We start from the raw sequence: 24,622 nt of genomic DNA on the forward strand, positions 1-24,622 counted from the left end.
CCCGCCGACACGCAGGAGATGGCGTGCTCGTTGCTGCGGCCGCCGAACACGACGGCGACGCGCACGCGGTCGCTGGCCCTCACCCCCTTCAGCGGCTACCGGTTGAGGGCGCCCGGGGGGGGGTGGCGGGCCGCCGGGCCCGAGGAGTGGCTGGTAAGACTCGCCGGACGACGGTTGATCGGTCATGGGCAACCCTCCACTGAGTTAGCTGAACCAGGCCGCATTACAGTACCTGAGGGCCGCGCCCGCGAAGAGGTTTAAGGCGAGATTTGCACGCCCGCGATCCGCGCCCTGCCGACGGAGTCCTACACGCCGTGGGTCACCCGGGTGCTGGCCTTCCTCATCGACAACATCCCGGCCGCGGTCCTGGTCGGCATCGGCGTCCTCGTGCAGGGCCTGACCACGCAGCAGTCGTGCGTCAGCGACGTCAACCAGTACAGCGTCAACCAGTACTGCGTCAGCCAGCCCAGCGGCCTCGGCATGCTGGTGTATTGGCTGACCGTCCTGCTGGCGATCGCCTACCTGGTGTGGAACTACGGCTACCGCCAGGGCACCACCGGCTCGAGCATCGGCAAGTCGGTGATGAAGTTCAAGGTGGTCAGCGAGGTCACCGGCCAGCCGATCGGTTTCGGGATGTCGGTCGTGCGCCAGCTCGCGCACTTCGTCGACCAGGTCATCTGCTACATCGGTTACCTGTTTCCGCTCTGGGACGCCAAACGGCAAACGTTGGCGGACAAGATCATGACGACGGTGTGCCTGCCGATCGAACAGGCCTGAACGGCGCCGAACGGCCGGGCATCACGCGGAGCCCATCCGCCGTTCGGAACCGAGCGCATCGGTCGGTGCGCCGCGGCGCTGGCCTATTCGGCGGTGTAGGTCGCGCAGCGGTCGGAAAGGGACAGTTCCGTCGCGGTGGCGCTGTCGGCGGGCATGGTGGTCTCCTCGGGTTTTTCCAAGCGGGGTCGTGCGCGCGGACACCTCGGACTACCCGGCCACCGATTTTCATCCCGGGCGGGGGCTGTCACTAGGCTATTCGTCGATGAGCGAGGACGGCAGCGGGCAGCACCGGTTCCGGGGGCTGGCCACCACAGCCATTCACGCCGGGTATCGGCCCGATCCGGCGACGGGAGCGGTGAACACCCCGATCTACGCAAGCAGCACGTTCGCCCAAGACGGCGTGGGCGGTCTGCGCGGCGGGTTCGAATACGCCCGCACCGGCAACCCGACCCGGGACGCGCTCGAGGCCTCGCTGGCGGCCGTCGAACAGGGCGCCTTCGGGCGCGCGTTCGGTTCCGGGATGGCCGCCACCGACTGCGCGCTGCGGGCGATGCTGCGGCCCGGCGACCACGTCGTCATCCCCAATGACGCCTACGGCGGCACGTTCCGGCTGATCGACAAGGTGTTCACCAGGTGGAACGTCACGTACACGCCGGTGGCGCTGTCCGATCTGGCGGCCGTGCGCGCCGCGATCACCCCGCAGACCCGACTGGTGTGGGTGGAAACGCCGACCAATCCGTTGCTGACCATCGTCGACATCGCGGCCATCTCGGAAATCGGCCGCGGGAGCTCTGCGAAGGTGCTGGTGGACAACACCTTCGCCTCCCCGGCGTTGCAGCAGCCGTTGACGCTGGGCGCCGACGTCGTGCTGCACTCGACCACCAAATACATCGGCGGCCACTCCGACGTGGTGGGCGGCGCGCTGATCACCAACGACCAGGAGCTGGACGACGCCTTCGCCTTCCTGCAGAACAGCGCCGGCGCGGTGCCGGGCCCGTTCGACGCCTACCTGACGATGCGCGGCCTGAAGACGCTGGTGCTGCGGATGCAGCGGCACAGCGAAAACGCCTCGGCCGTAGCCGAATTCCTCGCCGGGCACCCCGCGGTGGGCGCGGTGCTGTACCCGGGCCTGCCCGACCACCCCGGGCACCGGGTCGCCGCAAGGCAGATGCGCGACTTCGGCGGGATGGTCTCGGTGCGCATGCGGGGCGGCCGGCCCGCCGCCGAGGAGCTGTGCGCCCGCACCGAGTTGTTCATCCTGGCCGAATCGCTGGGCGGGGTCGAGTCGCTGATCGAGCAGCCCAGCGCCATGACCCACGCCTCGACGGCCGGCTCACAGCTGGAAGTGCCCGGCGACCTGGTGCGGCTTTCCGTGGGCATCGAGGACGCCGCCGATCTGCTGGCCGACCTGGAACAGGCGCTGAGCTAGTAGGCCCACCAGACGCAAAAGCTCCCGACACGCCGGGCGCCAGGGGGCTTTTGCGTCTGCTCGCAGTAGATCAGGAGTGGTAGGGCTCCGCGCTGACCAGCGTGACCTCGACGGTGTTGCCGTTGGGCACGGTGTAGCTGCGGGTCTCGCCCACCTTGGCGTCGATCAGGGCGCCGCCAAGCGGTGAATTGGGCGAGTACACCTCGAGCTTGCCGTCGTTGACGCCCTCCTGCCGGGTGGCGATCAGGAAGGTCTCGCTGTCGGACTTGTCGCCGTTGTAGTAGACCTTGACCACCGAACCGGGCAGTGCGACGCCGGACTGCTTGGGCGCTTCGCCGACCTTGGCGTTGTTGAGCAGGTCCTGCAGTTGCCGGATGCGGGCCTCCTGCTGGCCCTGCTCTTCGCGGGCGGCGTGGTAGCCGCCGTTCTCGCGCAGGTCGCCCTCCTCGCGGCGGTCGTTGATTTCCGCGGCGATGATCGGGCGGTTCGCGATCAACTGGTCGAGCTCGGCCTTCAGTCGGTCATGTGACTCCTGAGTCAGCCAGGTCACCTGAGTATCCGTCATCTTGTCGTGCTCCTCGTATTGTCGTTCCGCGTAGTCGCGTAAGCCTGTGAACCCCGCTGCTTGGGGCTACCGCCGCTTCCCGTCCTCACGGCCATTAATGCAGCAATACACGGTCCCAGCAGGAACCGTGCATTCACCCATGTTACCACCGCGCAAACAATTGATGACCCGATATTCACTGTTCAACCTTCACTGTGCGGTCGGCGGCGGTCAGGACGGCCGCAGGTAGGCCGGCACGTCGGCGCCGCAGCCGTAGATGTCGGCCATCACCGGCGGCCGGAACGATTTCACCGTCGTCGTCACCTGCACCGTGGCCGCATCGGAGGGGGATACCAGCACTTCCCGTCGGCCGGTCTCGCTGCCGTCCTTGGCCCTCACCCGCACGATGCAGTCCACCGGCCGGGACGGGTCGGATCGCGTCACGCTGATCGTTACCGACGCCGTCTCGTCGTCGATCACCTGGTAACCGGCCAGCGTGCCCGCGACGTCGCTGGTGCCCAGCCGCCGGTAGCCGACGAACGCGACGACGAGGCCCGCCGCGACCGCCAGCACGGCCAGCCCGATGACCACGCGACGGCGCGGGACGCGCGACAGCCGCGACCGGCCGTAGCGGGCCTCGGGGCGCGACGGGGGAGTTTCGGTCATGCCTGGGTATGCCTGCACTGTGGGCTGTCGGACGCCGGCCGACAGGATGCAACGATCGAAACTGGAATTATAAGGTCGCTTCTAGCTCTTGTAGCCCTGCAGGGGCGACCAGCGAACCGACTCGGACAACTTGTAAGGGGGCACGTGAGCGAACTGCGGTTGATGGCGGTCCACGCACACCCTGACGACGAGTCCAGCAAGGGTGCGGCCACCCTCGCCCGCTACGCCGACGAGGGTCACCGCGTGTTGGTGGTGACGCTGACCGGCGGCGAGCGCGGCGACATTCTCAACCCCGCGATGGACCTGCCCGACGTGGTGGAACACATGGCCGAAATCCGCCGGGACGAGATGGCGAAGGCCGCCGAGATCCTCGGCGTGGAGCACACCTGGCTGGGTTTCATCGACTCCGGGTTGCCCACCGGCGACCCGCCGCCCCCGCTGCCCGACGGCTGCTTCGCGCTGGTGCCGCTGGAGGAATCGGTCGAGGCGCTGGTGCGCGTGGTCCGCGAGTTCCGGCCGCACGTGATCACCACCTACGACGAGAACGGCGGCTATCCGCACCCCGACCACATTCGCTGCCATCAGGTTTCGGTCGGCGCCTTCGAGGCGGCCGGCGACTACGCCCGCTTCCCGGACGCCGGCGAGCCGTGGACGGTGTCCAAGCTGTATTACAACCACGGCTTCCTGCGGGCGCGGATGCAGCTGCTGCACGACGAGTTCGTCAAGCGCGGCCAAGACGGCCCGTTCCAGAAGTGGCTCAAGCACTGGGATCCCGAGCACGACCCGTTCGAATCCCGGGTGACGACGCGGGTCGAGTGCTCGGCGTACTTCAGCCAGCGCGACGACGCCCTGCGCGCGCACGCCACCCAGATCGACCCCAACGCCGAGTTCTTCGCGGCACCCATCGAATGGCAGCAAAGGCTCTGGCCCACCGAGGAATTCGAGCTGGCGCGCTCCCGCGTGCCGGTCAGACTGCCCGAGGACGACCTGTTCGCCGGAATCGAGGACGACGGGTGAATCACTACCTGGTCGGGTTGATCGCGGACGGACCGCACAACCACGGGCCCGACTTCGGCAAGGCCAGCCCGGTGGGCCTGCTGGTCGTGGTGCTGCTGCTGATCGCCACCCTGTTCCTGCTGCGCTCGATGAATCGGCAGCTGAAGAAGGTGCCGAAAACGTTCGACCCCGAACATCCCGAACCCGATCAGGCGGCCGACGAGGGCACCGACACGGTCGGTAAGGAGCCCGGGCGGCCCGACCATCCCGCGGGGGGACCAGGTTCCGGCGATGAGCCCGGCTGACTCCGCCGGAACGAACACCCTCGGGCTGGCCACCAGCCCCTATTTGCGCCAGCACGCCGACAACCCGGTGCACTGGCGGCAGTGGACGCCGCAAGCGCTGGCCGACGCGGCCGCGCGCGACGTGCCGATCCTGCTCTCCATCGGCTACGCCGCCTGCCACTGGTGCCACGTCATGGCCCACGAATCGTTCGAGGACGACGAGGTGGCCGCGGTGATGAACGCGGGATTCGTCTGCATCAAGGTCGACCGCGAGGAGCGGCCCGACCTCGACGCGGTCTACATGAACGCCACCGTCGCACTCACCGGGCAGGGCGGCTGGCCGATGACCTGTTTCCTGACGCCCGACGGCCGCCCGTTCTTCTGTGGCACTTACTACCCGAAAGATGGCTTCCTGCAGCTTCTTTCGGCGGTCTCCGCCACCTGGCGGGACCGCCGCGCGGAGGTCGAGGAGGCGTCGGACCGCATCGCAGGTGAGCTGCGCAACATGGTTGCCGGGCTGCCCGGCGGCCCGGACGTGGCGCCGGGGCTGTGTGACCACGCCGTCGCGTCGGTGCTGCGCGACCAGGACACGGTCCGCGGCGGGTTCGGCGGCGCCCCCAAGTTCCCGCCGTCGGCGCTCCTGGAGGCGTTGCTGCGCAACCACGAGCGCACCGGATCGGCGGCGGCGCTGGAGGCGGTCGCGCGCACCGGCACCGCGATGGCCCGCGGCGGCATCTACGACCAGCTTGCGGGCGGCTTCGCCCGGTACAGCGTCGACAACGCTTGGGTGGTACCGCATTTCGAGAAGATGCTGTACGACAACGCGCTGCTGCTGCGGGTTTACGCGCACTGGGCCCGGCGCACTTCAGAGCCGCTGTCTCGCCGCGTCGCCGCCCAGACCGCGCGGTTCCTGCTCGACGAGCTCACCGACGGTGACATGTTCGTCTCGTCGCTGGACGCGGACACCGAGGGCCGCGAGGGCGCGACCTACGTGTGGACGCCGGCACAGCTGACCGAGGTGCTCGGGGTCGACGACGGTCGTTGGGCCGCAAAGGTTTTCGCGGTCACCCCGTCCGGCACGTTCGAACACGGCAGCTCGGTGCTGCAGTTGCCCGCCGACCCCGACGATCTGCAACGGGCCGAACGCGTCCGGGCCGCGCTGCTGGCCGCTCGCCTGAACCGGGCCCAGCCGGGACGCGACGACAAGGTCGTCACGTCGTGGAACGGGCTGGCGATCACCGCGCTGGCCGAGGCGAGTGTGGCGCTGGAGGATCCCGAGCTGGCCTCTGAACTAACCACGGCCGCAAGGCGGTGCGCGTCGGCGCTGCTGGACACCCACCTCGTCGAGGGCCGGCTGCGGCGCGCCAGCCTGGGCGGGGTAGTCGGCGACAGCCCAGGCATCCTCGAGGATTACGCGATGCTCGCCACGGGGCTGCTCGCGCTGCACCAGCTGACGGCTGAAGAGGTCTGGCTGACCGCGGCGACCGGCCTGCTGGACACCGCGCTGCGGCACTTCGCCGACCCGCAGCGACCCGGTCGGTGGTTCGACACCGCCGACGATGCCGAGCGGTTGATGTTGCGGCCCGCGGACCCCCTCGACGGTGCGACGCCGTCGGGCGCGTCGTCGGTGACCGAGGCGCTGCTGACGGCGGCGCACCTGGTCGACGGCGAACCCGCCGAGCGCTACCTGCGGGCGGCGTCCGACTCGCTGGCCGCGCACTCCGTGCTGCTGGAGCGCGCGCCGCGTTCGGCCGGGCACTGGCTGGCCGTCGCGGAAGCCGCGGTGCGGGGACCGCTGCAGATCGCCGTCGCCTGCGACCCTTCAACAGGCGAGCGGTCGGAGCTGCTGGCCGACGCGCGCCGGCTGGCCCCCGGCGGGGCGATCGTGGTCGGCGGCGCGGTGGGCTCGTCGGTGCTGCTGGCCGGCCGGGACCGGGTGGGTGGCGCCGACGCCGCCTATGTCTGCCGCGGCCGGGTGTGCGATCTGCCGGTCACCGGGACGGCCGAACTGGCGGCCGCCCTGGGGGTTTCGCGACCGTAGCCCGGCGGTTACCCTGCGTCCCATGCCGAATCCCACGGACAGGGTCCAAGCGATCACCGAGACCGTCAACCGTTACATCGAGCTGGTCGCCAAGGGCAGCGCCGACGACATCGTCGAGCTGTACGCCGACGACGCGACCGTCGAGGACCCGGTCGGGGGCGAGGTGCACATCGGGCGCCGGGCGATCCGCGGTTTCTACGCCGCAGTCAGCGACGTGCAGCGCGAATGCGAGCTGGTGACCCTGCGGGTGGCCGGCAACGAGGCGGCCTTCCAGTTCCGCCTGACGGTGACCGCGGGCGAGCACCGGATGGTGATCGAGCCGATCGACGTGATGGTCTTCGACGACCGCGGCAAGGTCACCGCCATGAAGGCCTACTGGTCGTCGGCCGACGTGACGCAGCTGTAGCCCGTCAGGCCGGGTGGCCGACGTAGAAGACCGCGAGCCACATGGCGATGTAGTGCAGGATCGCCGCGACCACGGTGAAGGCGTGGAAGAACTCGTGATAGCCGAACGTCTTCGGCCACGGGTCCGGCCAGCGCAGCCCGTAGAGCAGGCCGCCGATGCTGTAGAACGCGCCGCCGACGGCGAGCAGCACCATCGCCGCCACCCCGGCGACGTGGATGATCGTCGGCGCGTACCAGACCGCCACCCAGCCCAATAGCAGGTAGAGCGGCACGCCCACCCAGCGCGGCGCCGACGGCCAGCACACCTTCAACGCGATGCCGGCCAGCGCGCCGCCCCACACGATCCACATCACCAGGCGCCCGTCCGCGGGCGGCATGGCCAGCATCGCGAACGGCGTGTAGCTGCCGGCGATGAACAGGAAGATCATCGAATGGTCGAGCCGCTTCATCAGGTTCCGGCTCTTGGCGGATTTCCAGGTGACCCGGTGGTAGGTGGCGCTGACGCCGAACATCGCCACCGTGGCCAGGGCGTAGGCGAACGTCGTCAGCCCCGCACGGGTGGACGCCACCGCCCATGACACCGACACCAGGCTCGCGCCGCAGACGACCGCCAGCCACGCCGAGTAGAAGTGGATCCAACCGCGCATGCGCGGCTTCGACACGGTCTGCGCGGCACCCTCGACGAGTTGTTCGACGGGATTGCCGGGTGCGAGCGCCTCTGGCTCCGCGTTGGGGGACGTGCTGGTTCTGCTGCTCATGTCTCCTGTTGCCTCGCCTTGGCCGTTAACAATCAACAGTAGCCGCGAACGACCGTGACACGCTGTCGGACGTGCGGTGGTTCGCCGCGAATCCACCCCGGAATTTGACGCCGCTCACAGTAGTGTGGAGCTTCGTGGAGATCATCCCGCCGCGGCTCAAGGAGCCGTTGTACCGCGTCTACGAGCTGCGGCTGCGGCAGGGTCTGGCGGCCTCCAAGTCCGAACTTCCGCGCCACATCGCGGTGCTGTGCGACGGGAATCGGCGCTGGGCGCGCAATGCGGGCTACGACGACGTCAGCTATGGCTACCGGATGGGCGCCGTCAAGATCGCCGAAATGCTGCGGTGGTGCCAGGAGGCCGGCATCGAGATGACGACCGTGTACCTGCTGTCCACCGAAAACCTGCAGCGCGATCCCGACGAGCTGGCCGGGCTGATCGAGATCATCACCGACGTGGTGGAGGAGATCTGCGCACCGGCCAACCGCTGGAGCGTGCGGACCGTCGGTGACCTCGGGCTGATCGGCGAGGAGCAGGCCCGCCGGGTGCGCGATGCGGTCGAGTCCACACCGGCCGTGGCGACGTTCCACGTCAACGTCGCGGTCGGCTACGGCGGCCGGCGCGAGATCGTCGACGCGGTACGGGCGCTGCTGAGCAAGGAACTCGCCAACGGCGCCACCGCCGAGGAACTCATCGAGGCGGTGACCGTCGACGGCATCTCCGAAAACCTGTACACCTCAGGGCAACCCGACCCCGACCTGGTCATCCGGACCTCGGGGGAGCAGCGGTTGTCGGGATTTCTGCTGTGGCAGAGCGCCTACTCGGAGATGTGGTTCACGGAGGCGCACTGGCCCGCCTTCCGGCGCGTCGATTTCCTGCGGGCGCTGCGCGACTACAGCCAGCGACACCGTAGGTACGGCAAGTAGCCGGTGCCGATCGCAAGCCCTTTCCTATCTGCGCCGAACGTGCTCTGAGGGCGCGATTTTCTCGATTCTCGCGCCGTCAGATCACGCTCGGCGAACCTAAGCCGGCGTAGCCGGTAGCAGCGGGTCGGCACGAATCCGGCCACATGCCACACTGGATTCATGGCTGCGCTGTCGGCTGTGGTGTTCACGCTGAGCGGATGGCTGGGGTTGTACCTGCTGGCCCGCGACCCGCGTAAGCCGGTGCTGGCGCTGGCGGCGGCGGGGTTGTGTGGCTTCGCGGTGGTGGTGGCGCTGGACGCGGTGCGCTCGGTCGACGCCCCGCGCCTCGCGGCGCTCGGCGGCCTGGAGATCTACCTGGCCGCCGTGCCCAGCGTGGCGTGGTTCGCGGTGTTGGTCGAGCTGTCCCGGCCGGGCGACCACTGGCGGGCACGCACGGGGGAGTTGTTGCTCGTCGGCGGTGTCGGTGCGCTCACGCTGGTCGGGGCGGCGATGGCCGGCAGCGTCGAGGGTCCGCTGCGGCCGGGCCACCTGCTGATGATGGCGGTGATCTCGATGTCGACGCTTGGGGCGATGGTCGTAGCGGTGCGCCGGCATGCCCAGCCGACACCGGTCGCCGGTGTGGTCGTGATGGCGACCCTGTTCTTCGCCCTGGCCAACGCCATCCTGATCATCCCGCTCGGTCTGGTGCCCAGCTGGCTGGCCCTGGCGTCGACGGGGTTCGACGTCCTGGCGCTCGGCGTGGCGGTGGCCCTGTGGGACGCCTTCGACGAGGGCCAGGCACTGCGCGCCGACATGCTGCGCTCGTTCGCCGGCTGTTCGGCCGTGGCCACGCTGTTCGGCGGGCAGGCGCTGATCGGGTTGGCGCTGACCCGGCACCAGCCCGCGACGCAGCTCGTGCTGACGGCCTTGCTGTTCACGACGCTGACGATCGCGATCACCGTGCAGGTGCTGGCCGATCCGCTGGCCGGGTTGCTGGACCGGCTGGCGTTCTCGAAGTCGCCCGCCCTGCGGGCCGACCGGGCCGCCCTGCGGCACACGGGGGCGGCGTTGCCGCTGCGCTCGCCCGATCCGCTCGGCGACCTTCGGGACGTCGACGACGACACCTTCGCCAGGCTCACCCGCCGCGCGCTGGGCCACTACGCCGACCTGACCAAGCTGGTCGCCAGCCCGCTGACCGCGCTGCCGGTGATCGACGACCGGCTGGCCGCGCGGGGCGCGCCCGATCACCCGCTGGAGCGGGCCAACGAGCTCAAGGCTGTCCTCGCCGACGGTATCGCGCGGCTGAAACCCCGCAACGCCGGCGATTTCGGCACCACCGAGGAGTGGCGCTACTACAACTCCCTGTACTTCCCCTACGTCGTCGGCGTCCGCGCGTACGCGCAGAACGCCACCGCCGCCGGGCTGGATCCGACCGCCCGGCAGGCCTGGCAGTGGCTGGTCACCGAGGTCCCGCAGCGTTCGTTGCACAACTGGCAAAACGCCGCGGCGCGCCTGATCGCCGCCGATCTGCGCGGGGTCAGCCTGACGCGACCGGCGTAACGCCGCGGCGGGTTACGCTCGCGGACGAAGATCCGACGCAAGGGGCATCAATGGCTGCATCGAAGATTCCGCCGGCAAAGGTCGTCCGGGCGATCGAGGTGGTCCGGCATCACCTCGGCCGGCTGCACGCCCGGACCTTCCCCGCGCCCGCCGCGCTGATGGAAATGGTCATGAACGCCTGGGTCTCCCAGGCGATTACGGCCGCTGCCGACCTCGGGATCGCCGATGCGCTGGCGAGCGGGCCGCTGTCGGCGGAGGACCTCGCGGCGGCGGTGGGCGCGGACCGCGACGCGTTGGCCCGGCTGATGCGGGCCCTCATCTCGCGCGGGATCTTCCGCCAGCGTCGCGACGGCCGCTACGACCTCACCCGGCTGGCGCAACCGCTGCGCAGTGACGCCGAGGTGTCCCTCGCGGCGTGGGCCAGGTGGCTCGGTTCGGCCGAGAATCGTGAGCATTGGAGTCACCTCAGCGAAAGCCTCCGACACGGCGAGTGCGTCGCCTGCGAGGCGCGGGGCCAATCCCTCTTCGAGTTCCTGGCCGGCCAGCCGGAACTACAGGACATCTTCAACCAGGCCATGACCGGAGTGTCCGAAATCTCGATCGCACCGCTCGTCGCCGCCTACGACTTCACCCCCTATGGCACCATCGTCGACGTCGGGGGCGGCCGCGGCCGACTGCTGGCGGCGATGCTGACCGCCGCACCGCACGCGCGCGGAGTGCTCTTCGACCAGCCCCACGTCGTCGCCGAGGCGCCGGCCGAACTTCGCAAACACCGGGTGTTGGACCGGGTGCGGATCGCCGAAGGATCCTTCTTCGACGACGACATACCGGCCGGCGGCGACGCGTACGTGCTGAAGAACGTGATACACGACTGGCCCGACGAGCAGGCGGTGCGCATCCTGTCCAACGTGCGGGCGTCGGCGGACGCCGGCAAGCACCTGCTGCTGGTCGAACTCGTGATCCCCGAACACAACCGCGAGTTCGCGGGCAAGTGGCTGGACCTGGAAATGTTCGTCAGCGCCACGTCGCGTGAGCGCACCGCGGACGAATACGGTCGGCTGCTCGACAGCGCCGGGTTTCACCTGAATCGGGTGGTGGAGACGGTGTCTCCGTTCAGCGTCGTGGAGGCCGTCGCGGTCTGATGCCGCGGCGACCGATCGCGCCACCGACCCCACGTTTCGGGACACATTTGGTTTTGATTCGGCGCAGACGGGAATAGCGCGACGAACTCCCTGGTCGTTGTACCCATGGCAGCAGTTGGCAGCGCCACGAGTCGATCTGGCAGTGCTCTGGCGGCACGCTCATACCTGTTCGACCCTTCCGCCATCGCTAGGAGTAATTCCATGACCGCAGTTTCTGGTCTCCCCACCCGACCCCTGTATGACTCGACCGACTCGCTGCTGCGTTTCGTCATGCGCGCCGACGCGACCCTCACGGGCTTGTGCGGCCTGGCCGTCGCCTTCTTCGCGGACCCGATCTCGTCGCTGACCGGCCTGACCTCGGGCCAGGAGTTCGCCCTGGGCGCCTTGTTCGTCCTCTACGGCGTCGCGGTGTTCAGCCTCGCGGCGGCACCGAACCTGCGCGGCGTCGGAATCGGGGTCGTCGCGGCCAACGTCGTCTTCACCCTCGCCGCGATCGCGGCGGCCGAGGGCCTGCCGATGACCGCGACGGGTGTCGCGGCGACGCTGGCCACCGGCGTGCTGACCGCCGCGTTCGCGTGGCTGCAGTACCTGGGAGTGCGTCGCCTCGCGGCGTAGCTCCTTGCCCGCCCCCGCGCTACAGCTTGCGCAACCGGAGCCGGTTGATGGAGTGATCGGCGTCCTTGCGCAGGACCAGCGTGGCGCGGGGGCGGGTGGGCAGGATGTTCTCGACCAGGTTCGGCCGGTTGATAGACCGCCAGATCTCGCGGGCGGCGGCGACGGCCTTGGTGTCGTTGAGGGCCGAGTAGTGGTGGAAGTGCGATTCCGGATCGGCGAAGGCGGTGCCGCGCAACGACAAGAACCGCGAGACGTACCACTGCTCGATGTCCTCGATCCGGGCGTCCACGTACAGCGAGAAGTCGAACAGGTCGGACACCATCAGGGTCGGACCGGTCTGCAGGACGTTGAGGCCCTCGAGGATCAGGATGTCGGGATGGCGCACGACATGCTTGGCCCCCGGGATGATGTCGTACTTCAAATGCGAGTACACCGGCGCGCACGCGTAGTCGGAACCCGATTTGACCGACGTCACGAACCGCATCAACGCCCGGCGGTTGTAGCTCTCCGGAAAACCCTTGCGGTGCATCAGGTTTCGCCGGTCCAACTCGGCGTTGGGGTACAGGAAGCCGTCGGTGGTGACCAGGTCCACCCGGGGGTGGTGGTCCCAGCGGGCCAACAGCGCCTGCAGCACGCGGGCCGTCGTCGACTTGCCGACCGCCACGCTGCCGGCGACGCCGATGATGAACGGCACCGGCCGGTCCGGGTTTTGCTGCGGCTCGCCGAGGAATTCTGCGGTGGCGGCGAACAGCCGCTGGCGCGCGGCGACCTGAAGGTGGATGAGCCGGGCCAGCGGCAGGTACACCTCTTCGACCTCCAGCAGGTCGATCTGCTCACCGAGACCGCGCAGCCCGACCAGTTCCTCTTCGGTGAGGGCCAGCGGCGTCGACATACGAAGCGCACGCCATTGCTTCCGGTCGAACTCCACATACGGGCTCGGCTCGCTAAGCCGCGGCATGGTGCCAAGTGTTGCAGGGGCGGACGCGCGCCCGACGGCTGGGCTGGCCAAAACCGTGCTGGATAGACTGGCGCCCGTGACTGCCGCACCTGATGCCCGACCCACCGCGTCCGTGATGTCGGCCCCGCTCGCCGAGGTCGACCCCGACATCGCCGAGCTGCTCGACAAGGAGCTGAGCCGGCAACGGGACACCCTGGAGATGATCGCGTCGGAGAACTTCGTGCCGCGCTCGGTGCTGCAGGCCCAGGGCAGCGTGCTGACCAACAAGTACGCCGAGGGCCTGCCGGGCCGGCGCTACTACGGCGGCTGCGAGCACGTCGACGTCGTGGAGAACATCGCCCGCGACCGGGCCAAGGCCCTGTTCGGCGCCGAGTTCGCCAACGTCCAGCCACATTCGGGCGCCCAGGCCAACGCCGCGGTGCTGCACGCGCTGATGTCGCCCGGGGAGCACCTGCTCGGCCTGGACCTGGCCAACGGCGGCCACCTCACCCACGGCATGAAGCTGAACTTCTCCGGAAAGCTGTACAACGCCGGGTTTTACGGCGTCGACCCGACGACCCACCTGGTCGACATGGACGCGGTGCGGGCCAGGGCGCTCGAGTTCCGCCCCAAGGTGATCATCGCCGGCTGGTCGGCCTACCCGCGGATCCTCGACTTCGCCGCGTTCGCCTCGATCGCCGACGAGGTCGACGCCAAGTTGTGGGTGGACATGGCGCACTTCGCCGGGCTGGTCGCCGTGGGCCTGCACCCGTCGCCGGTGCCGCACGCCGACGTCGTGTCCACGACCGTGCACAAGACGCTCGGCGGCGCCCGATCCGGCATGATCCTGGGCAAGCAGGAGTACGCGAAGGCCATCAATTCGGCGGTGTTCCCGGGCCAGCAGGGCGGTCCGCTGATGCACGTCATCGCGGGCAAGGCCGTCGCGCTCAAGATCGCCACCACCCCCGAGTTCGCCGACCGCCAGCAGCGCACGCTGTCCGGGGCGCGCATCGTGGCGGACCGGCTGCTGGCCGCCGACGTGGCCAAGGCCGGCGTGTCCGTGGTCAGCGGCGGCACCGACGTGCACCTGGTGCTGGTGGACCTGCGCGACTCGCCGCTGGACGGCAAGGCGGCCGAGGACCTGCTGCACGAGGTCGGCATCACCGTCAACCGCAACGCCGTCCCGAACGACCCGCGGCCGCCGATGGTGACGTCCGGCCTGCGGGTGGGCACGCCCGCGCTGGCCACCCGCGGTTTCGGGGACGCCGAGTTCACCGAGGTGGCCGACATCATCGCCACCGCGCTGGCGGCCGGCACGTCCGCGGACGTGCCGGCGCTGCGGCAGCGGGTGACGCGGCTGGCCAGGGACTTCCCGCTCTACGAGGGGCTGGAGACCTGGACGCTGGTCGACCGTTCGGCCGATTAGGGACCAAAGTCACCAATCGGCGTCGACACGCGCCAGCCATTTCACAGAACCTGTACCTCCGAGTTACAGTAACCGCATGGCACAGAAACCTGTTCCTAACGCGCTGACCCTCGAACTGGAGCCGGTTGTCGAGCGGCTCATGGACAACCACCTCAACACCGAGGAACTCTGGTTCGCCCACGATTACGTCCCGTTCGACCAGGGCGAGAACTTCGCCTTCCTGGGCGGACGCGACTGGGACCCGTCCCAGGCGACGCTGCCGCGGACCATCACGGACGCGTGCGAGATCCTGCTGCTGCTCAAGGACAACCTCGCCGGCCATCACCGCGAGCTCGTCGAGCACTTCATCCTCGAGGAGTGGTGGGGCCGCTGGCTCGGCCGGTGGACCGCCGAGGAGCACCTGCACGCTATCGCGTTGCGCGAATATCTGGTGGTGACCCGCGAGGTGGACCCCACGGCCAACGAAGAGGCCCGCGTCCGGTACGTGATGAAGGGCTATCGCGCCGACACCTACAGCCAGGTGGAGACCCTCGTCTACATGGCCTTCACCGAGCGCACCCACGCGGTGTTCTGCCGCAACCTGGCCGCCCAGATCGAGGAGCCGGTGCTGGCCGGGCTCGTCGACCGGATCCGCAGGGACGAGGAGCGCCACGAGCACATGTTCGCCAGCCTCGTCGCACACTGCCTCTCCTACACCCGGGACGAGACGATCGCGGCGATCGCCGCGCGAGCGGCGGATCTTCAGGTCCCCGGCGCCGACATCGATGACTACCGGGACAAGGTGCGCGCCGTCGCCGACGCGGGCACCTTCACGCCCGAGGACCTGAAGCAGGCGATCTCCGACCGCATCACCGCATGGGGTGTGGCCGGCGAGCCCGCGCTCAAGCAATTCGTCATCGGTTAATCCGAACGTCACCCAAACCGGCCGCCGCCCGCGGCCGGTTTTCGGTGTCGCCGTGTCGGTCTCGGCGCGCCTGCCCGGCGGCCGAGCGGCCACGAGAGTAGCGTCGTTTCCGATGGCCAGCGACATGCTCTGCTGCCAGGGCGGCACCTCCCGTCACCACGGTGACACTAGTGGCAGGACCGGCCCCGGTCCTGGTGCTGCGGCTCCCGCCGACATGCCTGTGCGGGTCCGCGCGGGCTTACCCGCTCGAGGAGCGCTTCGTGACCGATATCCGGACCTATGTGCTCGACACCTCCGTGCTGCTGTCCGATCCGTGGGCGTGCAGCCGGTTCGCCGAACACGAGGTGGTGGTGCCGCTCGTGGTGATCAGCGAACTGGAGGCCAAACGCCACCACCACGAACTGGGCTGGTTCGCCCGTCAGGCCTTGCGCCTGTTCGATGATCTGCGACTCGAGCACGGACGGCTGGATCAGCCGATTCCCGTTGGCGCACAAGGTGGTTCGCTGCACGTCGAGCTGAACCACACCGACCCGTCGGTGCTGCCCGCGGGCTTTCGCACCGACAGCAACGACTCCCGGATCCTGAGCTGCGCCGCCAACCTCGCCGCCGAGGGCAAGCGAGTCACGTTGGTCAGCAAGGACATTCCGCTGCGCGTCAAGGCCGCCGCGGTGGGCCTGTCCGCCGACGAATACCACGCGCAGGATGTGGTGGTGTCCGGCTGGTCGGGGATGCACGAGGTCGAGACGGCCGCCGAGGACATCGACGCGCTGTTCGCCGACGGCGAGATCGATCTCGCCGAGGCGCGGGACCTGCCCTGCCACACGGGAATTCGGCTGCTCGGGGGCAGTTCGCACGCGCTGGGCCGGGTTACCGCCGCCAAGCGCGTGCAGCTGGTCCGCGGCGACCGCGAGGTGTTCGGGTTGCGGGGCCGTTCCGCCGAACAGCGCGTGGCGCTCGACCTGCTGCTGGACGAGTCGGTGGGCATCGTGTCGCTGGGCGGCAAGGCCGGCACCGGCAAGTCGGCGCTGGCGCTGTGCGCGGGTCTCGAGGCGGTGCTCGAACGGCGCACCCAGCGCAAGGTGGTGGTGTTCCGCCCGCTGTATGCCGTCGGCGGCCAGGAGCTGGGGTACCTGCCCGGCAGCGAGAGCGAAAAGATGGGCCCGTGGGCGCAGGCGGTCTTCGACACCCTCGAGGGGCTGGCCAGCCCGGCGGTGCTCGAGGAGGTCCTGTCGCGGGGGATGCTCGAGGTGCTGCCGCTGACCCACATCCGGGGCCGGTCGCTGCACGACTCGTTCGTGATCGTCGACGAGGCGCAGTCGCTGGAGCGCAATGTGCTGCTGACCGTGCTGTCCAGGTTGGGCACCGGGTCGCGGGTGGTGCTGACCCACGACATCGCCCAGCGCGACAACCTGCGCGTCGGGCGCCACGACGGGGTCGCGGCGGTGATCGAGAAGCTGAAGGGCCATCCGCTGTTCGCCCACATCACCCTGCTGCGCAGCGAGCGGTCGCCGATCGCCGCGCTGGTCACCGAGATGCTCGAGGAGATCGCCGGGCCGCACTGAGTGTGAGTCCAGGGCTTTGGGTGTGCGGCCAGGGCGGGAAATCGCGCAAATCGCGCCTTGTATACACACTGAAAGCCCTGGTTACACGGTCAACCCCCCGGCCGCGCACCCATGGCCGGGTAGGCTTCTTGGGTGCCGAAACGACCCGACAGCCAGGCCTGGCGGTACTGGCGGACCGTTTTGGGCGTCGTCGCGGCCGCCGCGGTGCTGGTGATCGGCGGCCTGACCGGCCACGTGACCCGCGCCGACAACCTCAGCTGCTCGGTGGTCAAGTGCGTCGCGTTCACGTTCGACGACGGACCGGGCCCGTACACCGACCGGCTCCTGCAAGTCCTGAAGGACGCCGACGCCAAGGCCACGTTCTTTCTGATCGGCAACAAGGTCGCCGCCAACCCGGCGGGCGCCAAGCGCGTCGCCGACGCCGGCATGGAATTCGGCAATCACACCTGGGAACACCCCAACATGACCACGATTCCGCCCGAGGACATCGCCGGCCAGTTTTCCAGGGCCAACGACGCGATCACCGCCGCCACCGGGCGGGCCCCGTCGCTGTGGCGTCCCGCCGGCGGGCTGTCCGACGACCTCGTGCGCCAGACCGCGGGCAAGTTCGGGCTGGCCGAAATACTCTGGGACGTCATCCCTTTCGACTGGATCAACGACTCCAACACGGCCGCCACGCGCTACATGCTGATGACCTACATCAAGCCGGGGTCGGTGGTCTTGTTCCATGACACCTACTCGAGCACCGTCGACCTGGTGTACCAGTTCATCCCGGTGCTCAAGGCCAACGGCTACCGCCTGGTGACCGTCAGCGAGCTGTTGGGGCCGCGGGCGCCCGGCAGCACCTACGGCGGCCGCGAAAACGGACCGCCCGCCAACCAGCTGCACGACATTCCGGCCGGCGAGATCCCCGCCTTGCCGAACACGTCGTCGCCCAGGCCGATGCCCAACTTCCCGATCACCGACATCCCCGGCCAGAACTCGGGCGGCCCGAATAACGGCGCCTAGAAAATTCGGGTGCACCCCCCGGCTACCTTTATAGCGTGATCAAGCCGGGCTGGTTGCGGGCCCCAGCGGCGGGACAACGAAAGTCCGCGCGCAGGTTGACGATTGAATACGCGATCGCGCTGGCCCTTGCGTACCTGCTGGGCATCTTCGACGCGGCCGCGATCTTGATCCCCCTGCGGGGGCACACGTCGGTCGCGGCCAACGCCAGCTTCGCTCAGAAGAACACCACGGTGATGGTTGTCCTCGTGGCGTTCGGCGTCGCGGGCGTCGCGCTGGCCGGGGCGCGGAACCTGGCACCGACGTTGTGCTGGTACGTCGCCGGCGACGAGCCGACCCCCGAGCAGCGGGAAGCCGCGATGCGGATGCCCGGGCGCCAGTCGGTGATCCTGTTGCTGGCCTGGGCGGCATCCGGGGTGATCTTCGCGCTGCTGAACCTGTCCGGCGGGGCGCAGGTCCTGCTGCCGATCGGTCTGGGCGTGCTGCTGGGTGGACCGGCCGCGGCCGGGACGGGGATGCTGCTCTCGCAACGCACCCTGCGGCCCATCCTGGGCGCCGCCACGCTGGGGGCCGAGCCCCGGCTGGCGGTGCCCGGTGTGTTCGCGCGACTGGTGCTGCTGTGGTTTCTGTGCAGCGCGCTTCCGATCGGGGTGATCGCGATCCTGGTCGTGCTGCGGTCGTACGGGTGGCTGGTCGAGAAGTCCGCATCGTTGGACGTGCCGATCCTGGTGGTGTCGCTGGCGGCGCTGCTCCTCGGCCTGCCGACGATGATCCTGACGTCGCGCTCCATCGCGGACCCCCTCGACGAGGTCGTCGACGCGATGGCGGAGGTCGAACACGGCCGCATCGGCACTCACGTGGGCGCCTACGAGCGCTCCCAAATCGGGCGCCTGCAAACGGGCTTCAACCGGATGATCACCGGGCTCGCCGAGCGGGACCGGTTGCGGGATCTGTTCGGGCGCCACGTCGGAACCGACGTCGCGCACCGCGCCCTCCAGGAGGGCGCCTCGCTGTCCGGCGACGTGGTCGACGCCGCAGTGCTGTTCATCGACCTGGTCGGCTCGACGCAACTCGCGGAAAGCCGTCCGCCGCAAGAGGTTGCCGAGGTGCTCAACGACTTCTTCCGGATCGTCGTCGATGCCGTCGACGAACAGCACGGGCTGATCAACAAATTCGCCGGTGACGCCGCGCTGGCGGTCTTCGGCGCTCCGTTGCGGACGACCGAACCCGCGTCGGCGGCGCTGGCGACCGCACGCGCGCTGGGCACCCAGCTGCGCCGGCTACCGGTGGTCGATTTCGGCATCGGCGTCTCGGCGGGGCGCGTCTTCGCCGGCAACATCGGAGCCGAAAACCGTTATGAATACACGGTAATCGGTGACGCGGTCAACGAGGCCGCGCGGCTGGCCGACCTCGCCAAGACCTCAGACCGGCGGATCCTGTGTTCGGCGGCGGCCGTCGACCGCGCCAACGACGCCGAGCGGGCGCACTGGGCGGAATGCTATTCCACCGTGCTGCGCGGGCGTTCCGAAGCCACCCACGTTTCGGCGCCGGCTACTTCCTTACCTTCAGAGCCGCGATGACGCCGTTGATGATCCCCGCCGAACCTGCGTCGCCGATGGGCGTGGCGCCCAAAAAGATGGTGACCGGCTTGGTGTCGACCGCGATGATGACCAGCGAGTCGCCCTTCACGTTGCGCGCCGGGTCGGCGATCGTGACGTCGGCGTCCACCCGGGCGGCCTTGACCCCGTCAACGGTGGCCGACGACGTCTTCATCGGCCCCAGCGTGGGTGTCGCGTTGGCGTAGCCGGGCCCGTTGGCCACGCAGTTCATCAGCTTCGACGCCTGCGCGGCGACGTCCATGCTGGGCACGAAGTTGGTGATGCCGACCTCCGCCTGCATCATCCACTGGCTGGCGTTGGGCACCTCGGCCCCGACGCCCACGGCGCCGATGAGGTTGGGGGTCTGGTCGTCGGAGAAGCCTTGCCAGCCCGGCGTCGCGCTGATCGGGAACGACAGCTTGCCCGCGCTGACCGTGTCGCCGGCGGGCTTGTCACCGCCGGACACGTTGGGCGTGCAGCCCGTCGCCGTCTGCTGGGAATTGCCCGGTTGCGACGTCGGGGCGCCGGTCGACGACGGGGCGGTCGAGGGCGCCGCATTGTTCGGCTTGTTGACGCTGTTGAGCCCCACCACCACGAGCACCACCACCACGATGATGGCCAGCACCGCCAGGCCGCCGACGATCAGCCACGGCGCCCTGGAGCGCTTCCCGGTGGGCGGCGGCCCGGGCGGGTACGGGCCGCCCGGCCAGCCGGGCGGCGCCTGCTGACCTGGTGGCGGGAACTGCTGGGGCGCATACGGTCCCGCGGGACCGCCGGGCGGCGGGTATGGGTAGCCGGCCGGTGGCGGGCCGCCCTGGGGGTAGCCGCCCTGCGGCGGGCCGCCCTGTGGGTGGCCGCCGCCCTGCGGCGGGCCGCCCCAATAGGGGCCCTGCCCATAGGGATTGGCCCCGTAGGGATCCTGACCGTAGGGCCCGCCGGGGGGAGCCGTCATCGCTGAACCACCATCATCTAGTCCTCCGGCTTCACTGGTCCTGTACGTGGGCCATCGCCAGCACGTCCAGGCGGCGGTCCAACTCCTCGATCGACAGCTTGTCTCCGATCAGGCCGCGGTCGATGACGGTCTGGCGAATCGTCTTGCGTTCCTTGAGCGCCTGCTTGGCCACCGCGGCGGCCTCCTCGTAGCCGATCGCCGAGTTCAACGGCGTCACGATGGACGGCGAAGACTCGGCCAGCTCGCGCAGATGATCGACGTTGGCGGCCAGCCCGACGATGCAGCGCTCGGCGAACAGCCGCGAGACGTTGGTCAGCAGCTTGAAGGACTCGAGGATGTTGCGGGCCATCATCGGGATGTAGACGTTGAGCTCGAACGCGCCGTTCGCGCCGCCCCAGGCCACGGCCGCGTCGTTGCCGATCACCTGCGCCGCGACCTGCGTAACCGCCTCCGGCAGTACGGGATTCACCTTGCCGGGCATGATCGAGCTGCCCGGTTGCAGGTCGGGCAGCCGGATCTCGGCCAGGCCGGTCAGCGGGCCCGACCCCATCCAGCGGATGTCATTGGCGATCTTGGTCAGCGACACCGCGACGGTGCGCAACGCGCCCGACGCCTCGACCAACCCGTCACGGGCCGCCTGGGCCTCGAAAGAGTTTGCCGCCGCCCGCAATTCGCCCAGACCGGTCGAGGCGACCAGCGTTTCGACCACCTTGGCGCCGAATCCGTCGGGCGCGTTGAGCCCGGTGCCCACCGCGGTGCCGCCGATGGCCAGCTCACCCAGCCGCGGCAGCGTCGCGCGGACCCGCTCGATCCCGGCCTCGATCTGGCGGGCGTATCCGCTGAACTCCTGGCCGAGCGTCACCGGGACGGCGTCCATCAGGTGGGTGCGTCCGGATTTGACGACCGTGCGCCACTCGCGGGCCTTGCCCGCCAGGGCTTCGTGCAGCACCTCGAGCGCGGGGATGAGATGGCGCACCGCGGCCTCGGTGGCCGCGATGTGGGTGGCCGTCGGGAAGGTGTCGTTGGACGACTGGGACATGTTGACGTCGTCGTTCGGGTGCACCGTGACGCCGTTGGCGGCGGCGATCGACGCGATCACCTCGTTGGTGTTCATGTTCGAGCTTGTCCCGGAACCGGTTTGGAACACGTCGATGGGGAACTGGTCGTCGTGCCGGCCGTCGGCGATCTCGGCCGCCGCGGCGATGATCGCGTCCGCCTTCTCCGGCGCCAGCAGCCCGAGATCCTTGTTCACCTGGGCGCAGGCGCCCTTGAGCAGGCCCAGCGCACGGATCTGGGTGCGCTCCAGGCCCCGTCCCGAGATCGGGAAGTTCTCGACCGCGCGCTGGGTTTGGGCGCGCCACAAAGCTTTCGCGGGCACCCGGACCTCGCCCATGGTGTCGTGCTCGATGCGGTACTCGGTGTCGGTGGCGCTGTCGGCCATAGGTAGCAGTCCTTGTCTTGAAGGCGTGGTTCCGGGTCTAGGGCAGGGGATAAGCGGCAGAGCTGTCGCCGGTGAAGTCGATCGCGGAGTATTCGTTGAGCTTGGACAGCCGATGGTAGGCCTCGATCATCCGCACGGTGCCCGACTTCGAGCGCATCACGATCGACTGGGTGGTGCACCCGCCGGGGTAGTACTGGACACCCTTGAGCAGGTCGCCGTTGGTGACCCCGGTGGCGCAGAAGAACACGTTCTCGCCGGACACCAGGTCCTCGGTGGTCAGCACCTGGTCCAGGTCGTAGCCGGCGTCGATGGCCTTCTGGCGTTCCTCGTCGTCCTTCGGGGCCAGCTGCGCCTGGATGGCGCCGCCCATGCAGCGGATCGCGGCGGCGGCGATGATGCCCTCCGGGGTGCCGCCGATCCCGGCCAGCATGTCGGTGCCCGACAGGTAGCGGCACGCCGAGATCGCGCCGGCGACGTCGCCGTCGGTGATCAGCCGGATCCGGGCCCCCGTCGCCCGCACGTCCTCGATCAGCTGCGCGTGCCGCGGCCGATCCAGGATGCACACGGTCATGTCGCGCACCGACAGGTTCTTCACCTTGGCGACGGCCTTGATGTTCTCCGCGATCGGCGCGGTGATGTCCAGCACATGCGCGGCCTCGGGCCCGACGGCGATCTTGTTCATGTAGTACACCGCCGACGGGTCGAACATCGCGCCGCGCTCGGCCACCGCCAGCACCGAGATGGCGTTGGGCATGCCCTTGCTCATCAGCGTGGTGCCGTCGATCGGGTCGACGGCGAAGTCGCACTCCGGGCCGTCGCCGTTGCCGACCTCCTCGCCGTTGTAGAGCATCGGCGCGTTGTCCTTCTCGCCCTCGCCGATCACCACCACGCCGCGCATCGACACGGAGTTGACCAGCTCACGCATGGCGTCGACGGCCGCGCCGTCCCCGCCCTCCTTGTCGCCGCGGCCGACCCAGCGGCCGGCGGCCATCGCCCCGGCCTCGGTGACGCGCACCAGTTCCAGGGCCAGGTTGCGGTCTGGTGCTTCGCCACGCGGCCGCGACGGGCCTCGGCCGGTCTCGGCGGCCGAGCGGTTGCCCTCAGCTGTCATGGTTGCCGATTGTCCCAGAAGCGGATCGGTCTGCGGGAACTGGGATACTCGGGGGATGACCGAGCAGCCGCAGCCGAACGCCGAGGTAGGCGAGCCGGCGCCGGCGCCTGAACTCGGCCCGGTCTCGAGACCGGCCAAGCCCCGGCTGTTGCAGGACGGCCGCGACATGGCGTGGTCCCTCATACCGCTGGTGATCGGGTGCATCCTGCTGGCCGGGCTGGTCGGAATGTGTTCGTTCCAGCCGGTCGGGACGAACAAGGGGGTGATCCCGGCCTACGACGCGGCGGCCGCCCTGCGGGCCGATGCGCAGACGCTGGGGTTCCCCATCCGGCTGCCGCGATTGCCCGCGGGCTGGCACGCCAACTCCGGCGGTCGCGGCGGCATCGAGGGCGGGCGCAAAGACCCCCAGACGGGGCAGCGGCTGCACGCGGCCACCTCGACCGTCGGCTACATCAGCCCGACCGGGCTGTATCTGAGCCTCACCCAGAGCGACGCCGACGAGGACAGGCTCGTCGGCTCGATCCACGCGTCGGCGTATCCGACCGGAACGGTCGACGTCGACGGCACCACCTGGGTCGTCTACCGCGGCGCCGGCCAGAGCGACACCGACGCCGAGCCGGTATGGACCACCAGGCTGACCGGCCCGGCCGGCGCCACCCAGATCGCGATCACCGGCGCCGGTGGCGCCGATCAATTCCGTACCCTGGCGGCGGCGACGCAATCGGAGCCGCCCCTACCCGCGCACTGAAGGGAAGGCATGTGACCGCACCCGAGGCAGACCTGTCCGGATGGTCGGTGGCGCGGTTCACCGGTGGTGGCTACAGCCACGACGTCTACCGCAAGGGTTCCGGCCCCGGGGTGGTGCTGATTCCCGAGATCCCCGGCATCCATCCCGGCGTGCTGGGCTTGGGGAATCACTTGGTGGACAACGGGTTCACCGTCGCCATTCCCTCCCTGTTCGGTGAGCCGGGTAAGCCGAAGACGGGCGGCTACATCCTCAGCTCGATCGCGCGGGCCTGCGTCGCAAGGGAATTCGCGGCGTTCGCCACCGACAAGCAGCGACCGGTGTCGCTGTTCCTGCGCGCGCTGGCCCGTGACCTCAACGCGTCGACGCCGGGCAAGGGTGTCGGCGTCATCGGGCAGTGCTTCACCGGCGGTTTCGCGCTGGCCGCCGCCGTCGACGACAGCGTGCTGGCCCCGGTGCTGTCCCAGCCGTCGGTGCCGCTGCCGCTGGGCCGTGCCCGACGGGCGGATCCGGGGCTTAGCGAGCCCGAGCTGGCCACCGTCGCCGATCGCTGCGCCAACGACGGCCTGTGCGCTCTGGCCCTGCGGTTCAGCGAGGACAACGTCGTGCCGCGAGAACGGTTCGCGGCGCTCAAGGAGCGGCTGGGCGACGCGTTCGAGGTCATCGAGATCGACTCGAGCCCCGGCAATTCCGGGGGCTTTGCCAAGGGCGCGCACTCGGTGCTCACCGACGAGGTCCGCGAAGTCGACGGCCAACCCGCTTATGAAGCCCGCAAACGGGTAGTCCAATTCCTCACCGAGCGGCTCAGTTAGGAAAGTCCAA

The 24,622-nt window shown here is 69.4% G+C and carries 24 protein-coding genes and 1 pseudogene; 17 read left to right on the forward strand and 8 right to left on the reverse strand.

The features are described 5' to 3' along the window. The coding region (locus A5696_RS28150; protein ID WP_156738206.1) for a hypothetical protein at window positions 1–83 on the reverse strand (83 nt) is incomplete at its 3' end. 193 nt (window positions 84–276) lie between these two features. Here A5696_RS28150 and A5696_RS00765 point away from each other — a divergent pair. Then, window positions 277–777 (forward strand): annotated as a pseudogene (locus A5696_RS00765) (RDD family protein); the annotation flags it as partial. Between the two features lie 262 nt (window positions 778–1,039). After that, window positions 1,040–2,206, forward strand: a complete 1,167-nt coding sequence (locus tag A5696_RS00770; RefSeq protein ID WP_067871878.1) for a cystathionine gamma-synthase — start codon at window positions 1,040–1,042, stop codon at window positions 2,204–2,206. A gap of 70 nt (window positions 2,207–2,276) precedes the next feature. On the opposite strand, the gene greA is transcribed toward A5696_RS00770, so the two are convergent. Both greA and A5696_RS00780 read right to left on the reverse strand, forming a co-directional pair. Then, window positions 2,277–2,771: a transcription elongation factor GreA gene (gene greA / locus A5696_RS00775; protein WP_067871882.1), complete on the reverse strand. Its 495-nt coding sequence runs from the start codon at window positions 2,769–2,771 to the stop codon at window positions 2,277–2,279. A 210-nt stretch (window positions 2,772–2,981) separates the two neighbouring features. Continuing rightward, window positions 2,982–3,416, reverse strand: a complete 435-nt coding sequence (locus tag A5696_RS00780; RefSeq protein WP_067871885.1) for a DUF4307 domain-containing protein — start codon at window positions 3,414–3,416, stop codon at window positions 2,982–2,984. A 144-nt stretch (window positions 3,417–3,560) separates the two neighbouring features. On the opposite strand from A5696_RS00780, the gene mca reads away from it, so the two are divergent. From mca to A5696_RS00800, 4 genes are read left to right on the forward strand one after another with little or no spacing between them, the layout of a single operon-like run. Continuing rightward, window positions 3,561–4,433 (forward strand): mycothiol conjugate amidase Mca, encoded by an 873-nt coding sequence (mca, locus tag A5696_RS00785; protein ID WP_067871888.1) that lies wholly within the window; start codon window positions 3,561–3,563, stop codon window positions 4,431–4,433. Further along, on the forward strand, window positions 4,430–4,717 hold the full coding sequence (locus A5696_RS00790) for a hypothetical protein (protein ID WP_067871891.1): 288 nt from the start codon (window positions 4,430–4,432) through the stop codon (window positions 4,715–4,717). Before mca ends, A5696_RS00790 begins: the two co-directional genes overlap by 4 nt. Further along, window positions 4,704–6,737 (forward strand): thioredoxin domain-containing protein, encoded by a 2,034-nt coding sequence (locus A5696_RS00795; RefSeq protein ID WP_067871894.1) that lies wholly within the window; start codon window positions 4,704–4,706, stop codon window positions 6,735–6,737. Before A5696_RS00790 ends, A5696_RS00795 begins: the two co-directional genes overlap by 14 nt. Window positions 6,738–6,759: 22 nt before the next feature. Beyond that, window positions 6,760–7,143: a nuclear transport factor 2 family protein gene (locus A5696_RS00800; protein WP_067871895.1), complete on the forward strand. Its 384-nt coding sequence runs from the start codon at window positions 6,760–6,762 to the stop codon at window positions 7,141–7,143. Window positions 7,144–7,147: 4 nt separating this feature from the next. On the opposite strand, the gene A5696_RS00805 is transcribed toward A5696_RS00800, so the two are convergent. Next, on the reverse strand, window positions 7,148–7,900 hold the full coding sequence (locus A5696_RS00805) for a hemolysin III family protein (protein ID WP_067871898.1): 753 nt from the start codon (window positions 7,898–7,900) through the stop codon (window positions 7,148–7,150). Window positions 7,901–8,034: 134 nt separating this feature from the next. Here A5696_RS00805 and A5696_RS00810 point away from each other — a divergent pair, with 134 nt between their 5' ends. The 4 genes from A5696_RS00810 (at window position 8,035) to A5696_RS00825 (ending at window position 12,119) form a co-directional block, all read left to right on the forward strand. Further along, window positions 8,035–8,823: a (2Z,6E)-farnesyl diphosphate synthase gene (locus A5696_RS00810; protein ID WP_067872167.1), complete on the forward strand. Its 789-nt coding sequence runs from the start codon at window positions 8,035–8,037 to the stop codon at window positions 8,821–8,823. A gap of 159 nt (window positions 8,824–8,982) precedes the next feature. Beyond that, window positions 8,983–10,362 (forward strand): hypothetical protein, encoded by a 1,380-nt coding sequence (locus A5696_RS00815; protein ID WP_067871900.1) that lies wholly within the window; start codon window positions 8,983–8,985, stop codon window positions 10,360–10,362. 50 nt (window positions 10,363–10,412) lie between these two features. Then, window positions 10,413–11,504 (forward strand): methyltransferase, encoded by a 1,092-nt coding sequence (locus A5696_RS00820; protein WP_067871903.1) that lies wholly within the window; start codon window positions 10,413–10,415, stop codon window positions 11,502–11,504. 201 nt (window positions 11,505–11,705) lie between these two features. Next, complete coding sequence (locus A5696_RS00825; RefSeq protein ID WP_067871906.1) at window positions 11,706–12,119, forward strand: hypothetical protein; 414 nt, start codon at window positions 11,706–11,708, stop codon at window positions 12,117–12,119. 19 nt (window positions 12,120–12,138) lie between these two features. Here A5696_RS00825 and coaA read toward each other — a convergent pair whose 3' ends face one another. After that, entirely contained in the window at window positions 12,139–13,077 is a 939-nt protein-coding gene (gene coaA / locus A5696_RS00830; protein ID WP_067871909.1) for a type I pantothenate kinase, read from the reverse strand. Between the two features lie 115 nt (window positions 13,078–13,192). Between coaA and glyA the strand changes: the two genes are divergently transcribed. From glyA to A5696_RS00855, 5 genes are all read left to right on the forward strand, one after another. Then, a complete protein-coding gene (gene glyA / locus A5696_RS00835) occupies window positions 13,193–14,482 on the forward strand; it encodes a serine hydroxymethyltransferase (RefSeq protein WP_067871911.1) in 1,290 nt (429 codons plus the stop codon). Between the two features lie 76 nt (window positions 14,483–14,558). Then, window positions 14,559–15,386 carry an acyl-ACP desaturase gene (locus A5696_RS00840; RefSeq protein WP_067871914.1) on the forward strand — a complete coding sequence of 276 codons (828 nt, stop codon included), beginning with the start codon at window positions 14,559–14,561 and terminating at the stop codon, window positions 15,384–15,386. Window positions 15,387–15,646: 260 nt separating this feature from the next. Beyond that, entirely contained in the window at window positions 15,647–16,948 is a 1,302-nt protein-coding gene (locus A5696_RS00845; protein ID WP_067872170.1) for a PhoH family protein, read from the forward strand. A gap of 132 nt (window positions 16,949–17,080) precedes the next feature. After that, window positions 17,081–17,956 carry a polysaccharide deacetylase family protein gene (locus tag A5696_RS00850; protein ID WP_067871918.1) on the forward strand — a complete coding sequence of 292 codons (876 nt, stop codon included), beginning with the start codon at window positions 17,081–17,083 and terminating at the stop codon, window positions 17,954–17,956. 95 nt (window positions 17,957–18,051) lie between these two features. Beyond that, on the forward strand, window positions 18,052–19,533 hold the full coding sequence (locus A5696_RS00855; RefSeq protein WP_369803266.1) for an adenylate/guanylate cyclase domain-containing protein: 1,482 nt from the start codon (window positions 18,052–18,054) through the stop codon (window positions 19,531–19,533). Here A5696_RS00855 and A5696_RS00860 read toward each other — a convergent pair. From A5696_RS00860 to glpX, 3 genes are read right to left on the reverse strand one after another with little or no spacing between them, the layout of a single operon-like run. Beyond that, a complete protein-coding gene (locus A5696_RS00860; protein WP_067871921.1) occupies window positions 19,505–20,503 on the reverse strand; it encodes a hypothetical protein in 999 nt (332 codons plus the stop codon). The genes A5696_RS00855 and A5696_RS00860 overlap by 29 nt on opposite strands. 31 nt (window positions 20,504–20,534) lie before the next feature. Further along, a complete protein-coding gene (locus A5696_RS00865; RefSeq protein ID WP_067871924.1) occupies window positions 20,535–21,944 on the reverse strand; it encodes a class II fumarate hydratase in 1,410 nt (469 codons plus the stop codon). 37 nt (window positions 21,945–21,981) lie between these two features. Then, a complete protein-coding gene (glpX, locus tag A5696_RS00870) occupies window positions 21,982–23,055 on the reverse strand; it encodes a class II fructose-bisphosphatase (RefSeq protein WP_067871927.1) in 1,074 nt (357 codons plus the stop codon). A gap of 55 nt (window positions 23,056–23,110) precedes the next feature. Between glpX and A5696_RS00875 the strand changes: the two genes are divergently transcribed. Both A5696_RS00875 and A5696_RS00880 read left to right on the forward strand, forming a co-directional pair. Next, window positions 23,111–23,803: a DUF4245 domain-containing protein gene (locus A5696_RS00875; RefSeq protein ID WP_067871930.1), complete on the forward strand. Its 693-nt coding sequence runs from the start codon at window positions 23,111–23,113 to the stop codon at window positions 23,801–23,803. Between the two features lie 11 nt (window positions 23,804–23,814). Continuing rightward, window positions 23,815–24,612, forward strand: coding sequence for a dienelactone hydrolase family protein (locus tag A5696_RS00880; protein ID WP_067871934.1), 798 nt, complete (start codon window positions 23,815–23,817; stop codon window positions 24,610–24,612). Window positions 24,613–24,622 lie beyond the last annotated feature (10 nt).

The organism is Mycobacterium sp. E2699 (genome assembly GCF_001666745.1).
In the GTDB taxonomy this organism is placed as follows: domain Bacteria; phylum Actinomycetota; class Actinomycetes; order Mycobacteriales; family Mycobacteriaceae; genus Mycobacterium.

What these genes read in the sequence shown, in the direction of transcription:
- A5696_RS00825 (WP_067871906.1), top strand. Translation starts at nt 11,706, where the DNA reads ATGACCGCAGTTTCTGGTCTCCCCACCCGACCCCTGTATGACTCGACC.
- A5696_RS00875 (WP_067871930.1), top strand. Translation starts at nt 23,111, where the DNA reads ATGACCGAGCAGCCGCAGCCGAACGCCGAGGTAGGCGAGCCGGCGCCG.
- A5696_RS00815 (WP_067871900.1), top strand. Translation starts at nt 8,983, where the DNA reads ATGGCTGCGCTGTCGGCTGTGGTGTTCACGCTGAGCGGATGGCTGGGG.
- A5696_RS00770 (WP_067871878.1), top strand. Translation starts at nt 1,040, where the DNA reads ATGAGCGAGGACGGCAGCGGGCAGCACCGGTTCCGGGGGCTGGCCACC.
- coaA (WP_067871909.1), bottom strand. Translation starts at nt 13,077, where the DNA reads ATGCCGCGGCTTAGCGAGCCGAGCCCGTATGTGGAGTTCGACCGGAAG.
- A5696_RS00780 (WP_067871885.1), bottom strand. Translation starts at nt 3,416, where the DNA reads ATGACCGAAACTCCCCCGTCGCGCCCCGAGGCCCGCTACGGCCGGTCG.
- A5696_RS00795 (WP_067871894.1), top strand. Translation starts at nt 4,704, where the DNA reads ATGAGCCCGGCTGACTCCGCCGGAACGAACACCCTCGGGCTGGCCACC.
- A5696_RS00860 (WP_067871921.1), bottom strand. Translation starts at nt 20,503, where the DNA reads ATGACGGCTCCCCCCGGCGGGCCCTACGGTCAGGATCCCTACGGGGCC.
- A5696_RS00800 (WP_067871895.1), top strand. Translation starts at nt 6,760, where the DNA reads ATGCCGAATCCCACGGACAGGGTCCAAGCGATCACCGAGACCGTCAAC.
- glpX (WP_067871927.1), bottom strand. Translation starts at nt 23,055, where the DNA reads ATGACAGCTGAGGGCAACCGCTCGGCCGCCGAGACCGGCCGAGGCCCG.
- greA (WP_067871882.1), bottom strand. Translation starts at nt 2,771, where the DNA reads ATGACGGATACTCAGGTGACCTGGCTGACTCAGGAGTCACATGACCGA.
- A5696_RS00805 (WP_067871898.1), bottom strand. Translation starts at nt 7,900, where the DNA reads ATGAGCAGCAGAACCAGCACGTCCCCCAACGCGGAGCCAGAGGCGCTC.
- glyA (WP_067871911.1), top strand. Translation starts at nt 13,193, where the DNA reads ATGTCGGCCCCGCTCGCCGAGGTCGACCCCGACATCGCCGAGCTGCTC.
- A5696_RS00840 (WP_067871914.1), top strand. Translation starts at nt 14,559, where the DNA reads ATGGCACAGAAACCTGTTCCTAACGCGCTGACCCTCGAACTGGAGCCG.
- A5696_RS00820 (WP_067871903.1), top strand. Translation starts at nt 10,413, where the DNA reads ATGGCTGCATCGAAGATTCCGCCGGCAAAGGTCGTCCGGGCGATCGAG.
- A5696_RS00865 (WP_067871924.1), bottom strand. Translation starts at nt 21,944, where the DNA reads ATGGCCGACAGCGCCACCGACACCGAGTACCGCATCGAGCACGACACC.